Source organism: Methanobacterium sp. (genome assembly GCA_016222945.1).
Taxonomy (GTDB): Archaea; Methanobacteriota; Methanobacteria; order Methanobacteriales; family Methanobacteriaceae; genus Methanobacterium_D.
This window is the reverse complement of the sequence record JACRPY010000004.1, coordinates 248,501-264,013: the sequence shown is the minus strand read 5'-3', so window position 1 is coordinate 264,013 and position 15,513 is coordinate 248,501. Positions and strand designations below refer to the sequence as shown.

Here is a 15,513-nt window from a genome sequence, read left to right as displayed (position 1 = left end):
TATAATAAAATTTCTAAGAATTAGTAAATTTGGTGTTTTGATGATAGATGGTGTAAAAATTAAAAATTTAAAGGTCATTCCAGATGAAAGAGGATGGCTAATGGAAATATTACGAAATGATGATGATATTTATAAAGAATTTGGTCAAGTTTATGTTACAACCGCGTATCCTGAAGTAGTGAAAGCATGGCATATGCACAAAAAACAGACCGACAATTTTACATGTATCCATGGGATGATGAAAGTCGCGCTTTATGATCCAAGAGAAAATTCACCTACATACGGTGAAATAAATGAATTCTTTGTTGGAGAAAAAAATCCAATGCTCATAAGTGTTCCTCCTTATGTATACCATGGTTTTAAAGGCGTTGGGACTGAAACAGCTTATTTTTTAAGTGTTCCTACATTGCCATATAATTATGATGAACCTGATGAGTACAGACTACCTGCAGATACTGATGAAATACCTTACGATTGGCTTTTAACACCTGGAAAGAGCCATGGATAAAATTTATATTAATAATAGACTATATTTAGCAGAATAAATGGGTGATGAAATGAAAATACTTATAACAGGCGGAGCAGGGTTTATTGGATCAAACTTTGTTCATTACATCAACGAAAATTACGATTACGAAATAGTGGTCTTGGATAAGCTCACATATGCGGGAAATAAAGATAATTTAAAGGAAATCATTGATAATATCCAGTTTATTAAAGGAGATATTGGAAATGAAAATGATGTTTCCAATGCAATGAAAGATTGTGATCTTGTGGTGAATTTCGCTGCTGAAACACATGTCGATAGATCAATTGAAGACCCCAGCATTTTCGTTAAAACTGATGTGATTGGCACTTACAACCTCCTTGAACACGCTAGAAAGTATGATGTTGAAAAGTATCTCCAAATTTCAACAGATGAGGTCTATGGTAGTATAGAAAATGGATCATTTAGTGAAAAAAGCAATATAGATCCAAGCAGCCCATATTCAGCAAGTAAAGCAGGCGGAGACGTACTCGTAAGCGCTTATCACAAGACATATGGCTTGCCAATCTTAATTACAAGAAGCAGCAACAATTTTGGACCTTACCAATATCCAGAAAAAATAATCCCATTATTTATCCTAAAAGCAATGAAAAATGAGCAATTACCTGTTTATGGTGATGGACAAAATATTAGAGACTGGATATATGTTATGGACAACTGTAAAGGTATTGATACGGTTTTAAACAAAGGAAAACTCGGTGAATTCTACAATGTTGGCGGTGGAAACGAAAAAACCAATTTAGAAATAACCCATATGATTTTAGACATTCTGGGTAAATCTGAAGACCTCATAACATTTGTAGAGGACAGATTAGGTCATGACCGGCGTTATTCACTGGACTCTTCAAAGACAAAAAAACTCGGCTGGGAGCCTGAATGGAGCTTTGAAGATGCTCTGCGTGAAACCATTGGATGGTATAAAAAAAATAAGAACTTTTTTTAAAAATTCCAGATAACTCCTTTAAATCTTTTTTTTAAGTTATTACCCATGTTTAATCCAATTTTTTGTTATTTTTTTATAAATATTATAAATAATATTTATAAATTGCAAATGCATAATTCTATTTGCTAGTTTCGATTCTAAGTAAAAGAATATTAACCCTAAACTGAAACAAAATATCAAATCTCCCACAATCAGTAAAATAATGGTAAATAAACTGTAAGTAACATATAAATTAGGGGGAATTATGAATGAAATTATTGTAAAACCTGAAGCAAAGTAAATAATTTGAACTAAGAATATGTGATAAGATGCTTTTCCAATAGTGCCTATGAAATTTATTATTTTATTTGAAGATTCTGAAGGAAGATAAATAAATCCTAAAATACAGATGATAAGAGGATAAAAAGCTGAAAACATGTTTACAGACTGCCAAGATGGCAAAAAATAAGGAACATACCAGTTATATACTGATCTCATTACTAAATATACAAAACTTAAAATTACACCAATTGCTATCCATTTATATTTAGAAAAAAAATCTATTATACTTATATCATCCATTTTATCCATAATCCACAATCCCAGTGCTATCATGAATAAATATCTAAAGATAGATGCCCTATACTCATAGGAGTTACCTTGAAAAACAGGGAAAAATGTTGCAATTATTTCAAAAGCGAAATTTATCAAAAATGCAACAATGAGCATCAATTTCGGGCTTTTCCCATATAATAAATATAAAAAAGGAAATACGAATATAAATTGTATTAGAATAGATACAAAATAGTTTCCCCATCCAGTTCCAACACCTTCAAATGGCATTCTTCCTAAAAAAGTTAGAATTCCAAAATAAAGATTTTCTTTAAGGAGGATTCCTAAAATTATAGAAACCAATGATATTAATATTAGAGGAAAAATAATCCTTATAAACTTCTTTTTAAAATAAAATAATGTGAAAATTGATTTAAGTGTTTTATAACCTTTCCTTTTAAATGAAGCTCCTGTATTTCGTCCCATTAATATGAAAAATATAGGCACTGCCATATTTAGAGTAAATGTCGCTGTTAAATAAAATATTGTAATAGGAATTACATATCCCAAATTGAATCTGGGGCCATTAATAGAATGTATAATTATAACAAGTATAATAGCAATCGCTTTTAGGAGATCTATCTGGAGATAATGTTTAGATAGATTATTTTCTGTCATAATTCAAATAATAAAAAAATAGTTAATATACTTTATTATTTTTCGTTTATAAAAATTATTTAGATTTATTTTCATAATCATGATTTTATTATTTATCATTTTTTAAAATAGGATTTAAAATATCCAAAATTTTAGTTTTAGACATGTTATAAATTTTTAAAGTTTTATGCTGGCTTTTAAATCCTGAAACAATTTCAACATGGCTTTTTGTAATCTTTTCAAACTCATTTACAATTTCTTTATTAGCCTTCCCTTTAAGTGGTGGAGATTTCAATCTAATCTCAATTTTCTCTCGCCATTCATTATATCCTACAATTTCAAACTTTTTTGATTTTGGAGAAACTTCAATATCCACCAAAACACCATCTTCTGTTTCAGTTAGGGCTTTCATATAAAATACCGTTTATTTTGTTACTATTTATTTTTAATCATTATCACCACTTAGAATATAATTGAATTAGTGATAGTTGTAAAAAATCATTTTTGTTTCGACGAATGCACTATAATGTGTTACAGGCAGCCCATATAAAAAGAAAAATTGTTTAAAGTTATATTTATTAATTTAATTTAATATTTGTATTCAAAATTTGTTTTAAAGTATAAAAAGGCCACCCTATTAATGAAAACATTTAAATATATTAACTGAAAGATTATGGTATGTTCTATTTGTTACGCTCAATTTTTATTGATGTCAACATTAGAATTAGCAGGGGTGGTCGAGCGGTCAAAGGCGCTAGGTTGAGGGCCTAGTGAGTTAGTCTCTTCGCGGGTTCGAATCCCGTCCCCTGCACTCAAAAATTCAAGGAATTTTTGGTGCCTCGAAAACGGAGTTTTCGAGAGCACTTCAACTTTTTTCAGAGAAAAAAGTCCTCAAAATTTCTAATTTTGGGGCGCCGAAATCAGAGATTTTCGAGCGCTGGACCAAAAAACACCTCGTTTCGTTCGGAGAGCTAAAATCTAGTTTTAAATTTATCTTTTAAATAAAAATTTTTTATAATTAATTTAACATATTATTTAAAGCATTACTCTTTATATCTGCGAAAATAACAGCTTATTAAATAAAATCTTTTAATAATATTCCTTCTTCAAACATTTATGGCATCTATAAATATGTTTATACTGAATATCTCCTTTTGAATCTTCTTCAAGCTTTGTATCTTCATGTTCCATTGGTTCAAAGCAATCAGCGCATATTTTATTGTTTAAACATCCAGTTTCAAAATAATGATTCTCTGTTATTATATTGTCCTTTTTCAGTTCCTTAAATATCTCTAAAAGCGTTTCTTCATTTATTCCCAGTATATCTTCAATTTCACAGAGGTAATATTCATCTCCATTCTCTTCAATGAATAATTTCACTTTTTCGTAATCAGAATCCAAATAATCACCTGGTTTTGAATTTAAGGTTTTTAAATAATATTTTTGACTCATTTAGAAGTATTGAAGATTAGTCCTTTAAAATTAATGATCCAAAATATTTTTTTTAATTCAGAGATTCACTTCTAATATGATTTTAAATGTATGATCTTATTTTTTTTAATGTTTATAATTTTATAGTATCACTAAGCCAAAAAAAATTTAGTAAAATATTTATATTGGTACTTTTACAAATAATTGTTAGTGAGTAATAAAGAATATTTTACATAGATTTTATAAATGGAAACTTCTATGGTTTAAACATATTCTTTAAAGGCATATAGGAGGAGAAAGATGAAAAGTAAGATATTAGGTTTGTTAATGATATGTGGAGCGCTATTATTTAGTGCTTTTTTAGCTATAGGTGATTATGAAGTAACAGCAGCAGATACCACTGTTACACCAGTAGTTACTGCTGATGTTCCTGAAGTTGTTTCCATAAAACTCGATTCAGATGGCCATCCCCTAACAAATATTGAATTAAGCGGACCAAGCCCACAGGATCTCCAAAGTGGCAGATTTGACGTAGTTAACGAGGGCAATGTACCTGTAAATATCTATGTAAGATCAAATGGCCCAACAATTTCAGGCCCTAGAACTTTCAATATTGCAGATGTATATTTCCGTGCAGATAAACAAGACATGACCAATACACAAATAACCGGAATTAATCAGTTATTAACCAACACTGCCCCATTAGACATTCCTATAAACGCAAATCCTACAGATATTATACCCAGTAACCATTTAGCAACAGGATTAGGGTTACATTTACCTTTAGGAAGTCCAGCAGGAGAATACTCCGTTAGTTTAACTTACACCGGAAGCACAATATAAATATTTTTTTTATATTTTTTTTATTTTCCTTTTTTTAAGAAATATTTAAATATCCAAAAAACAGAATTGAATTAGATTTTATCATTTTTAACTGGTTTGAAGGAGTACCAAGATGCTTAAACGACTTATAAACAAACTTTCGCTGATTTTAGTTTTTATTTTATTTATAAATTCTTTAGGGCTTGCTTATGGTGCTGGCCTTCAAGCTACTCCTGCCCAATTTAAATTCAATACAGACAACTCTAAAACTATTAAAGATACAGTAACTGTAACCAATACGGGTAAGGAACCTATAAACATTATAATTGACAATAAGAGGTTACTAAAAGATAATATAAATTTAGTTTATTCTGATGAAGGAATTGCAACATGGATAAATGTAGAAGTAAATAATTTCACTTTAAAACCAGGGGAATCAAAAAAAATCCCATTTAGCATTACCATACCTTCTAAAATTAATTATTATGATGCCGTAGGAGGTTTAATTATAAAAGGATCCCCATCCACGCCTCAAAACAATTCTAACGCATTAATTCCAAAAGTAGAACAAAAAATTGAATTGATAATCCCTATATTTGTTGGTCTTCCAGGCCCCATAATTGAATCTTTACAGCTTAAAGAACACATTGCTCCCCTTATTCTTATTTCTTTCATGCCTGGCGAGTTCATTTATCCTTTAAATAATAATGGTACTGTTTCTGCAAATATTACTGGAAATGTAGAAATAAACGGTTGGATTAATAATCATAACGTACCTATTAATGGAGAAATATTTCCAGGAGATAATTCTACTTTAAAAGCTAAATGGGAACCCGGTTTTTCAGATTTTGGCATATACGACACTAAAACTACCATAAATTATGGTAGATATCAACAATCGAAAACTATTGTAACTAATGATAGAATAATAGTGATTCCAGTATGGCTAATCATCTTATTACTATTATTCATATTAATAGGAGTTATTAAGAAAGAAAACATTAAAATTCCGTTTAAAATTAAAATAGAAAAGAAATAAGTATAGATAACTATTAATTAAATCCTCTAAATTATTATTCAACAATTATTTTCACTTTTAATTCTTTTCCTTCTCTTAAATCATCGATTAATTCCTTTTTAAGGTCAATTGCTGCTTTATCGGCTTTTATCATCAGTGTTCTACTGCATTTATATTCACTTTTTCTGCAAACCATGTCTGTAGGGTGATCCAATGTCAATTCAGGGTGCCCATATCCTTTAATTTCATCTTTTGCATTTTCTGTTTCAAGCTCGATTTTAATGATTGCATTTTCATTTTTAATAGCTTCTCTAATTTCAAGTGGAATATTTTCAAGTTTGGAATCAGATGAAACTCCTATAATACAATCTGCAGCTTTTCCAATCTCTTTATCCATTGTAACTTCAAATGTAGATTTATGAGCTGATGTGACATTGGGATGTCCTTTAGCATAAAAAATATATTCCATATCGTTCCCTCTGGTTTAAAAAACACTGATAAATAGAAGCATAATTACAAGAATTATAGCTTCAGGATAATTTTTCATTTTATATCATTCATTAATTAAATACTGTATAAAAGTATTGTGGAACATATTATATTCAACTTAAATCATAGTTGAATACAAATATTATTAAAAAAATGCTTAAAAAGTGATATTATGTCTGATTTAAAGAATTCAAAATCTGTTAACTCAAAAATTAAACCATTCTCTGAAGTTACTGAATTTCATGGCCATGTTTGCCCCGGATCTGCAATTGGGTACCGCGCTGCAGAAGTTGCAATTGAAGAACTTTCCTCTAAAAAAGCTTACGATGAAGAGCTTATTTGTATAACCGAAAATGACACATGTGCTGTAGATGCCATACAGGTTGTTACTGGATGTACATTTGGTAAAGGTAATTTAATATTTCACGATTACGGAAAACAGGCTTATACATTCATAAACCGAGAAACAGAAGATGCTGTAAGAGTATCATTAAAAGATTCATTTAGTGTGGACAAAATAGATCCCATGCTTAATAAGCTTCGAAGGAAAGTAAATTCTGGCCAGGCAAGTCTTGAAGATAAAGAAAATCTAAAAATACATGTTGATAAAGCTTCCATGGAAATTTTAAATCTTCCTGCAAAGGAAATGTTTAATATTGAACATGTTAAAGCAGAAATACCAAAAAAAGCCCGATTATTTGAATCCTTAGAATGTCATGAATGTGGCGAAATAACTTCAAAACATCGTTTAAAAGAAATAAATGGAGAACTTCTGTGTATTCCCTGTTATAATAAACATAAGGGCATTTAACCTGTAAATAAATTATTATATGTTCATTTATTCTTTTTAAATATAGTTTAGATAAATTTAAATAAATATTGAAGTTATTACTTGGAATTTTTGGCTTTAAACAGCTTTAAAAGAAGGAGATTAAAAGTTTATTTATATGAGTTATTTCATATATTGAAACATGTCTGGGGATGGAAGAGAAAAATTAAGTCCAAAACAATACAATAAAATGATTGAAGAATTGGATATAGAAAATATTGAATTAAAAACTTCTTCTATTTTTGAAGCTAAAACTACATTAGTACAGCTATTAAGGGTAGAAGAAAGTCTATTGGAAATTAGAAAGAATGTTTCTAGAGAAATACGGGCTATCAAATTAAAATATTTAAGTCACAACGAAAAATCATCATTATTAGGTTCATTTAAACTTCAAAAAACCAAAATATCATCAAAAAGAAGATCAGAGCATGATAAGTGTGAAAATGAGATTGGGCCTTATAGGAACATTTTGTACATAATTGACGACTATCTTAAACAAATAGAAGATGTAAAAAAGTATATTGACAGCATTGAAGATCAATAGAACTAATTTCAAGCCCAGTACATTTCAAACATTTGTATCATTTATTTTTAAATTATTTACAGACTCAAGGTGATTTTTATGGCAACTTACTGCCTTATTATTGAATTAAATAAGAATTCAAGTATTGAAATAGGTAAACTTGGAAAATTAGTTTTTAAAAAAGGATATTATGTGTATATTGGCTCTGCACTTAACTCGCTTGATGGAAGGATAAAAAGACACCTATCAAATGAAAAAAAACTGTTCTGGCATGTTGATTACCTTTTAAACTCTCCAAATTCAACGATAAAAGAAATTATATTAGAGCGAAGCAGTGAAAAATGGGAATGTTCCATAGCTAAAGAGATTTCAAAGGAAGGAATAACAGTTGACAGATTTGGATCTTCAGATTGTAAATGTAATGCTCATTTATATTATTTTGAAAACTTTGAAGATGCAGAAAATACTTGCTTAAATTCATTTAAACTGTTAAAATTACCTGCTTTAAAATATTAAAGAATTAGATATTACATATAATTGAATTAAAAAAAATAATAGTTACTGAAATTTCCTGAAAAACTCATCAAACTCATCAACACCCATAGGATCAGGAATTACAAATTCTTCATTTAAATATATAGATTCTGAAAGCTTTTTATATAATTGGGCCTGTTTTGAATCTCCAAACTTTTCAATAACAGTTTTTGCGTCAATTTCACTTTTTTGGACCATTTCACTTCGAGGAATTACACCTATAACTTTACTTCCAACTTTATCAGCGAATTCAGTGACAATTTCGATTTCATTTTCTATTCCTCTGCAGTTACAGATGATTCCTCCAAGGTTGCCTTTAAGCTTTTTAATCCCTTTACATATATTATTAGCCGCATATAATGCCATATACTCGCCAGAAGTAACTATATATACTTCATCGGCAAAATCTTCCCGTAATGGAACTGCAAATCCACCGCAAACAACATCTCCTAGGACATCGTAAATAATAATATCTAGATCTTCTGAAAATGTTCCAAGCTTATCCAGTAATCCCATTGCAACGATTACGCCTCTTCCTGCGCATCCTACACCTGGTTCTGGGCCTCCACTTTCTACACATTTTACATTTCCAAATCCTTTAATAACTATGTCTTCAGTTGATGCCTCTCTTTTTTCTTTTATAATATCAAGGATTGTAGGTATTCTTTTTCCTACAAGTGTCCTTGTTGTATCTGCTTTTGGGTCACAACCAATTACAAGCACTTTATGATCTTTAGAATATGCAGCGGCAATATTGGAAACAATTGTAGATTTTCCAATTCCTCCTTTTCCATAAATTGCTATACGCTTGGTTCTCTTCATCCCTTTTTCCCCATAGCTCCTATGATATCTCCTCTTGTTACTATTCCGATTAATTTATTGTTTTCATCAATAACTGGGAGTCTGTTAATTTTTTTGGTGTCCATGATTTGTGCTGCATCAGATATTGAAATTTCTTTATGGACAGATATCACTTTTTTAGTCATTATTTCCCCAACCATGACCGATGACGCTTTTTTAAGTCCTTTGGATATTTCATCGAATTCGTGTTGCATTTTAAGCGGAAGTTCAATTAAATCTAATGGTGCAGGTAAAATAAGATTTATTTGGGGAGAATGAACTTCAATAAGCCTCATAATATCCCCTTCACTAACAATACCAGTTATTATTTGATCATTATTAACTATTGGAGCTCCACTTATCTTATTTTTCCTTAAAATCTCAGCTACATCACTTATTCTATCTTCAACTTTAAATACCATTACATTTTTTTCCATAGCATCTTCTACAGTTATCATATTAACCACTTCCTGATAATCTTTAATCTTGAATATTTTCTATTTGTCATTTGTTTTATTAATTATATGTGGAAATTATAATTTAATTTTTATGGATAATTATGGTTTCTGCCATGTATGCAACTAAATATGCAATTTTATCCATATAAAGAAGCGTGTTACCCTGAAAAAATAGAAATGTACGATCAATATGAAAATATAAATGTGCCCATTCGTAATTTAATTATTAATTTAATTTGTTTGTCCTAATACCTATTATAATTTGGGATAAATCTTTTTTAATCTTTACAATTGCTTTTTATCTCAATTAATTTAATCAACTACAAAAATAGTTAATCCATAATTTAAAAAAAATTAAATAGGGATATGTATTCTCAGCTCCAGGAGAATACCCATCCATTTACTATTCCATATCCTCCAGTTGTTGATTGGCTTAATTTGGTTTCACCATTTCTTACAATCACTGCTGAAAGCTTTTCAGAACTTCCATCTTGTTTTTGAGCGTTTATATAAACGTCTTTACCTTTATATGGCGTAAGATCGAATCTTTTAGTTCCACTACCATCAAAATTAACTTCTTCTTCATTACTACCTGATTGAATGGTTATAGATCCATCCCATGAACCACCAGAATAGGATAATTCAATGTAATTTTGATCAGCACTAGCTACTGTGGTTGGTTGTGAACTTGTTGATGAAGTATTTGTAGCTACAGATTGAGGTGCTACGGTTGATTGGCTTGTTGAAGATGTTGTTTTATCTGGAGAATCCATCGCACCAAATCCAACTATTAATATTAGACCTAAACAACAAATTCCAATAAACTACATAATATTAGCCATCTTAATGATTATCTGCGGACTAATAATACCCAAAAGAAAGTAAAAACCCATTTTTTCGTTTATTATATTTTATTTTTTTGAAATTTGTTTAAATCCTTTTCTTATATTTTAACTCTTCAAAAGTAATTTTAAATTTTGTTCCAATGCTTCTATCAATTTCTATTTTACCATCAATTTGATTTACTAAATTATTAACAAGTTGAAATCCAAGTGTATCTGTATTTTTAGCATCGATATCTGTGGGAAGTCCTATTCCATCATCGGCAACAGTAAGTTCCATTTGTTCTTGGAGTGGTTTGAGTTTAATGGTTATGGTTCCTTCAGGTTTGGAAAATGCGTATTTAACTATATTAGTCACCAACTCATTAATGATAAGTCCTAATGGTATTGCTGTGTCCATGTTCATCAATACATCTTCAATATCCACTACTAGTTTAATAGAATCATTTTTAATTCCATAAGAGTAGAATATATCAAAAACGAGTTTTTCTACATACTCTTTGAAATTGATATTGGTAAATCTTGAGGACTGGTAAAGTTTTTCATGAATCATGGCCATGCTTTTGACCCTACCTTGACTCTCTTTCAATACATTTTGAGTCTCATTTCCTTCTACATGTTTTATCTGTAAACTTAAAAGACTGGATACAATTTGTAAATTATTGTTTACCCTATGATGAATCTCTCTAAGTAAAACATCTTTTTCTCTTAAAGATTCATTAATTGCTTCTTCTGCACGAGCTCGCCGGATGGCTATAGATGCCTGGTGAACAATTATCTCTATGGCTTTTTTATGGTCAATAGATTGGCCTTCTAATATGGCTATGGATACCCCTCCATAATGACAGCCTTCAAATGAAAAACGAATACTATAAATCCTCCTTATATGAAATACCTTTTCTATTATCTGGCATACTGAGCGAGGGATCTTTTTCATGGTTAAATCATAAAACCCCTCTTTATATTCTGTTAATACTTCACTCCTGTGTTTTTTGAGTTCTTCACTGCTAATCTCTCCAACCGAAAATTCCATTTCATATGGATCTATTCCCAAAATTGTTGTAAGTTTATTAAAGAAATTCTTTGGACCAAAAATTTCCATTATACGTACATTTTTCTCATTTGCAGAAGTTCCACTAACAATTATATAAGAATCCGGTAATAGTTGTTTTACGGCTTTTCCAATTATCGAATATATTTCAGAAGTACTAACAACCCCTACTAACTGCATTACTACTTGACTAGTAATTTCCTTCTCCTGCAATGATTCTTGAAGATCTTTTATGGCTTTTTTACGTTGTGTAATGTCACTATGAATCATTAAAATATGTTTAGGCACATCATCTTTCATTATTATGGCTAATGCAGTCTTCAACCAACGAATTTCATTACTATGAGTAATAATTCTAGATTCATAACGAACTACTTCTTTATCCTTCAATAATTTTTTAAACATTTTTTTATGCTTTGGTTTCTCATCTTTAGGAAAAATTTCTAATTCCATAAAATTTTTTTTAAGGAGCTCATCTTTAGATAATCCCATAACATGCTCTGCTGCAGGATTAACATCAAAAATTATGCCATCTAACCCCACAAGTAAAGTATAATCAGGATCAGATTCAAAAAGCGCCTTATATTTTTCTTTACTCTCAATAAGGGCTTCTTCAGCTTCTTTACGTTCGTTTATATTAGTAAAAATATGAACAGCACCAGTTAATTTACCTTTATCATCTAAAATGGGGTCTGCTGTTTCTTTAAACCATTCTCCGTTAATTGACATTTCTAATGACTCTCTCTTTTTACTCTTCCACATTTTAACAACAGGACAATTTTCAGGAGGTTCATCAGTACCATGTACTATTTCCCAGCACTTTTTTTCCATAAATTCGTTAGAAGGCTTTTCAAGCAGTGCTTCCATCGCAGAATTACACTGTTTTATTATCCCATTTTTATCAATGAAACATATTCCTTCTTCAATAGCATTGAAAGTATCTTTCCATAATTTATATGATTTTTCAAGTTCTAGCTTATAATTATTTGTTTCTGTAACGTCGAAAATAACTCCATCAATATATAATGGTTTTCCATCATCCCCATATACTGGTTTTCCCCGTTCTCTGAAGTATTTAATACTTCCATCCTTATTTTTGATTCTGTAATCAACTACGAAGAATTTTCCAGACTTAATAGCATTTTTTACAGTATTTATCACATTTTCTTTATCTTCAGAGATTATTAACGGATCAATTGAGCATACTTCGCCATGTTTAAGTTCTTCAGGAGAATAACCAGTCATTTCCGTTACTCTATCATTAAAAAAATACATATTTCCATTTTCTCTTAAAGATACTCTGTAAACTATACCCTGTAAATTCTCAGAAAGAGTTCTGTAAGACTTTTCACTTTCACTTATTTTTTTGTTAGATTCATGCTTGTAAATAGCAAGTTCTACAGCAAATTTGAGTTCTTTTGCATCAAATGGCTTTAAAATATAAGCATATGGCTCTGTTACAAAAGCCCGCTGAATAGTAGAATCTTCAGAATGAGCAGTTAAATAAATAACAGGTATATTCAATTCCTTAATCTTGGAAGCAGCTTCAATCCCATCAATTTCTCCTTTAAGAACTATATCCATCAAAATAAGATCTGGCATTATCTCTAAAGCCTTCCTTACAGCTTCTTCGCCATTGGAAGCGACATATGGAACTTTATAACCATATAATTCCAATGTTCGCTTAATATCCATTGCTTCAATACTTTCATCTTCTACAAGAAGAATTATATTATTAGCCATTGGAATAACCAATAACTTGTTTGTTATTAACAATATATGTTTTTTATTCAAAAAACTACAAATGCGTGACTTAAATTATATTGAAAAAATAGCATTTTGATTTTTTAAAAGTTTAAATAATACATAGTTATATTTATATAATAGTCAAATTATATAACCATTATCAAAGTTAACTAAATTTGGATTGATTATAATGAAAGATGAAGAATTTGAAAAATTAGTAGATAACCTTTTAATTTATTATCCACTGTTTTATAGGAAAATAAAAACATCAATGAGTCCTGAAAAAAGTTTAAAATATGGTAAAACAGATGGCTATTACCAAATTTTAGGAATGTTAATGATTTCAGGCCCATTACCCATATCTCAAATTGGAAGAAAACTTTACATATCTAAACCTAATATGACACCCTTAATTGATAAATTAGTCAATGATAAAATGGTAAATAGATTAAGAAGCAAAAAAGATAGGAGAATAATAAATATAGAAATAACCGAGCATGGTAAAGAATTCATGTTTGAAGCTCGAAAAATGGTAGAAGAAAATATCAAAAATAACCTTTCTAATCTCACTAATATGGATCTTGAAATCCTCAATGAATCTTTAAGGAACATTAAAAAATTATCATTAAAAATAAACCCCCAGTGATAAATATGAACAATTATAGAAGTCATTATGACCTTAGTAAAAATAAAATAATCATGATCATGGCAGGATTGATGGTAGGACTATTAGTAGCTGCCCTTGATAACTCAATCATTGGAACAGCAATGCCTAAAGTTATCAGCAACCTACAAGGAATGGAATATTATGTATGGCCATTTACATCGTATATGCTGTCTTCAACCATTGCCATAATCCTTTTTGGTAAATTATCAGATATTTACGGCAGAAAAACAATTATAATAGCTGGAATTATCACATTTGTTATAACTTCAGTCATGTGTGGTTTTGCAACCAACATGCTTGAATTAATTATATTTAGAGGTCTTCAGGGAATTGGAGGCGGAATTTTAATATCTCTCCCATTTATCGTTGTTGGAGAAATTTTCAGCCCCCGTGAAAGAGGCAAATACATGGGAATACTCGCATCAGTATTTGGACTTTCAAGCATTTTAGGGCCAATATTAGGAGGAGTAATTACAGATACTATTGGTTGGAGATGGGTATTTTTCGTAAATGTTCCTGTAGGAATAGTTGCTGTTAGTATGCTCATGTATTCTCTTCCAAATTTCAAATTACCTGATGTAAAAAAGGTTATTGATTACTCTGGAATAATAACATTTACTCTGGCTTTAAGCGGTCTTTTCCTAGCATTAACACTTGCTAGAGATCTAAATACATCCTCTCTAATTGAAATAATAGGTTTACTCCTTTTTTCAGCGGTGATGTTTGCATTATTTATTTGGGCTGAAAAGAGAGCAATAGAGCCAATATTACCTCTCTACCTGTTTAAAAATTCAATATTCACCATTTCATCTATAGAAAACTTTTTAGCAAGCGCACTTATATTTGGAGGGATAATTTATGTCCCATTATTTGCTCAAGAAGTTATAGGGCTGAGTGCTACAAATTCAGGACTCATAATGATTCCCATGCTTATAAGTCTTACCATAGCATCTAATATTGCAGGGCAAATCATTTCAAAAACTGGAAAATATAAAATGCTGGCTATTGCAGAATTTGTAATTACAGGAATTGGAATAGTTCTTCTTGCTACAATAAATGTAAATACATCACCTTATGCACTGGTTGTCTACTCAACAATCCTTGGTTTAGGTTCAGGGATGATGTACACCATATTTACAATAAGTGTGCAAAATGCCTTTTCAATTAGAGAAATAGGAATAATAACTGCTGCTATGCAGTTTTTCAGGAATATTGGAGCTACTGTGGCAATTCCCATATTTGGATTTATAGTGAATGCATCCATGGGAAGTCAAGCAGCAGTTAATTTGAGTAAAACAGAAGTTCTAACACTTTCAATTCAAAATATTTTCCTTGCTGCCATAATTTTGGCATTTGCAGGAGTAATTATTGCATTTTTCCTTAAAGAAATACCTTTAAGTGAAGATGAACCAACGACTCAAAAAATGCCAGAAGAAACTGTAGAAAATGCAAAATAAGTAAATCTATTTTATTTATTTCGCTCAAAATTTATAATTTTGGTGCTTACGAAACGTGGTTAGCAAAACTAAAGTTTTGCACTCCAAACCCTTCGGGTTTGAGAGTTTCGTAGCCGGAAAAATTGAAA

At 30.2% G+C, this 15,513-nt stretch carries 17 protein-coding genes and 1 tRNA gene; 10 read left to right on the top strand and 8 right to left on the bottom strand.

The window, feature by feature from the left end:
• Window positions 1-40: 40 nt before the first annotated feature.
• Together HZC47_07285 and rfbB are read left to right on the top strand one after the other, a co-directional pair.
• The gene (locus HZC47_07285; GenBank protein MBI5680675.1) at window positions 41-508 is read left to right on the top strand and encodes a dTDP-4-dehydrorhamnose 3,5-epimerase family protein; all 468 of its coding nucleotides are present in this window, start codon (window positions 41-43) and stop codon (window positions 506-508) included.
• A 49-nt stretch (window positions 509-557) separates the two neighbouring features.
• Entirely contained in the window at window positions 558-1,490 is a 933-nt protein-coding gene (gene rfbB, locus HZC47_07280) for a dTDP-glucose 4,6-dehydratase (GenBank protein MBI5680674.1), read from the top strand.
• Window positions 1,491-1,529: 39 nt separating this feature from the next.
• On the opposite strand, the gene HZC47_07275 is transcribed toward rfbB, so the two are convergent.
• Together HZC47_07275 and HZC47_07270 are read right to left on the bottom strand one after the other, a co-directional pair.
• A complete protein-coding gene (locus tag HZC47_07275) occupies window positions 1,530-2,699 on the bottom strand; it encodes an acyltransferase family protein (protein ID MBI5680673.1) in 1,170 nt (389 codons plus the stop codon).
• An 88-nt stretch (window positions 2,700-2,787) separates the two neighbouring features.
• Window positions 2,788-3,090 carry a YggU family protein gene (locus HZC47_07270; protein ID MBI5680672.1) on the bottom strand — a complete coding sequence of 101 codons (303 nt, stop codon included), beginning with the start codon at window positions 3,088-3,090 and terminating at the stop codon, window positions 2,788-2,790.
• 315 nt (window positions 3,091-3,405) lie between these two features.
• Between HZC47_07270 and HZC47_07265 the strand changes: the two genes are divergently transcribed.
• Window positions 3,406-3,489 (top strand) — tRNA-Leu (locus HZC47_07265).
• A gap of 278 nt (window positions 3,490-3,767) precedes the next feature.
• Here HZC47_07265 and HZC47_07260 read toward each other — a convergent pair.
• Window positions 3,768-4,079: a hypothetical protein gene (locus HZC47_07260; protein MBI5680671.1), complete on the bottom strand. Its 312-nt coding sequence runs from the start codon at window positions 4,077-4,079 to the stop codon at window positions 3,768-3,770.
• Between the two features lie 330 nt (window positions 4,080-4,409).
• Here HZC47_07260 and HZC47_07255 point away from each other — a divergent pair, with 330 nt between their 5' ends.
• The gene (locus HZC47_07255) at window positions 4,410-4,952 is read left to right on the top strand and encodes a hypothetical protein (protein ID MBI5680670.1); all 543 of its coding nucleotides are present in this window, start codon (window positions 4,410-4,412) and stop codon (window positions 4,950-4,952) included.
• Window positions 4,953-5,064: 112 nt separating this feature from the next.
• Window positions 5,065-5,970 (top strand): hypothetical protein, encoded by a 906-nt coding sequence (locus HZC47_07250; GenBank protein MBI5680669.1) that lies wholly within the window; start codon window positions 5,065-5,067, stop codon window positions 5,968-5,970.
• Window positions 5,971-6,004: 34 nt separating this feature from the next.
• Here the strand turns inward: HZC47_07250 and HZC47_07245 are convergent, their stop codons facing one another.
• Window positions 6,005-6,418 (bottom strand): DUF371 domain-containing protein, encoded by a 414-nt coding sequence (locus HZC47_07245; GenBank protein ID MBI5680668.1) that lies wholly within the window; start codon window positions 6,416-6,418, stop codon window positions 6,005-6,007.
• A 192-nt stretch (window positions 6,419-6,610) separates the two neighbouring features.
• Here HZC47_07245 and HZC47_07240 point away from each other — a divergent pair, with 192 nt between their 5' ends.
• The 3 genes from HZC47_07240 to HZC47_07230 all read left to right on the top strand — a co-directional run bounded on the left by HZC47_07240 (window position 6,611) and on the right by HZC47_07230 (window position 8,306).
• The gene (locus HZC47_07240) at window positions 6,611-7,249 is read left to right on the top strand and encodes a TraR/DksA C4-type zinc finger protein (protein MBI5680667.1); all 639 of its coding nucleotides are present in this window, start codon (window positions 6,611-6,613) and stop codon (window positions 7,247-7,249) included.
• Window positions 7,250-7,409: 160 nt separating this feature from the next.
• A complete protein-coding gene (locus tag HZC47_07235; GenBank protein MBI5680666.1) occupies window positions 7,410-7,811 on the top strand; it encodes a hypothetical protein in 402 nt (133 codons plus the stop codon).
• Between the two features lie 78 nt (window positions 7,812-7,889).
• Window positions 7,890-8,306 (top strand): GIY-YIG nuclease family protein, encoded by a 417-nt coding sequence (locus HZC47_07230; GenBank protein ID MBI5680665.1) that lies wholly within the window; start codon window positions 7,890-7,892, stop codon window positions 8,304-8,306.
• Window positions 8,307-8,348: 42 nt separating this feature from the next.
• Here the strand turns inward: HZC47_07230 and cfbC are convergent, their stop codons facing one another.
• From cfbC to HZC47_07210, 4 genes are all read right to left on the bottom strand, one after another.
• Window positions 8,349-9,146 (bottom strand): Ni-sirohydrochlorin a,c-diamide reductive cyclase ATP-dependent reductase subunit, encoded by a 798-nt coding sequence (gene cfbC, locus HZC47_07225; protein MBI5680664.1) that lies wholly within the window; start codon window positions 9,144-9,146, stop codon window positions 8,349-8,351.
• Window positions 9,143-9,622 (bottom strand): CBS domain-containing protein, encoded by a 480-nt coding sequence (locus HZC47_07220; protein MBI5680663.1) that lies wholly within the window; start codon window positions 9,620-9,622, stop codon window positions 9,143-9,145. The genes cfbC and HZC47_07220 overlap by 4 nt, the downstream gene beginning before the upstream one ends.
• A 374-nt stretch (window positions 9,623-9,996) precedes the next feature.
• Window positions 9,997-10,395: a hypothetical protein gene (locus HZC47_07215; GenBank protein MBI5680662.1), complete on the bottom strand. Its 399-nt coding sequence runs from the start codon at window positions 10,393-10,395 to the stop codon at window positions 9,997-9,999.
• Window positions 10,396-10,552: 157 nt separating this feature from the next.
• Window positions 10,553-13,258 carry a PAS domain S-box protein gene (locus HZC47_07210; GenBank protein MBI5680661.1) on the bottom strand — a complete coding sequence of 902 codons (2,706 nt, stop codon included), beginning with the start codon at window positions 13,256-13,258 and terminating at the stop codon, window positions 10,553-10,555.
• A gap of 193 nt (window positions 13,259-13,451) precedes the next feature.
• Here HZC47_07210 and HZC47_07205 point away from each other — a divergent pair, with 193 nt between their 5' ends.
• Both HZC47_07205 and HZC47_07200 read left to right on the top strand, forming a co-directional pair.
• Window positions 13,452-13,907 carry a MarR family transcriptional regulator gene (locus tag HZC47_07205; protein MBI5680660.1) on the top strand — a complete coding sequence of 152 codons (456 nt, stop codon included), beginning with the start codon at window positions 13,452-13,454 and terminating at the stop codon, window positions 13,905-13,907.
• A 5-nt stretch (window positions 13,908-13,912) separates the two neighbouring features.
• Window positions 13,913-15,385: an MFS transporter gene (locus tag HZC47_07200; GenBank protein MBI5680659.1), complete on the top strand. Its 1,473-nt coding sequence runs from the start codon at window positions 13,913-13,915 to the stop codon at window positions 15,383-15,385.
• Window positions 15,386-15,513 lie beyond the last annotated feature (128 nt).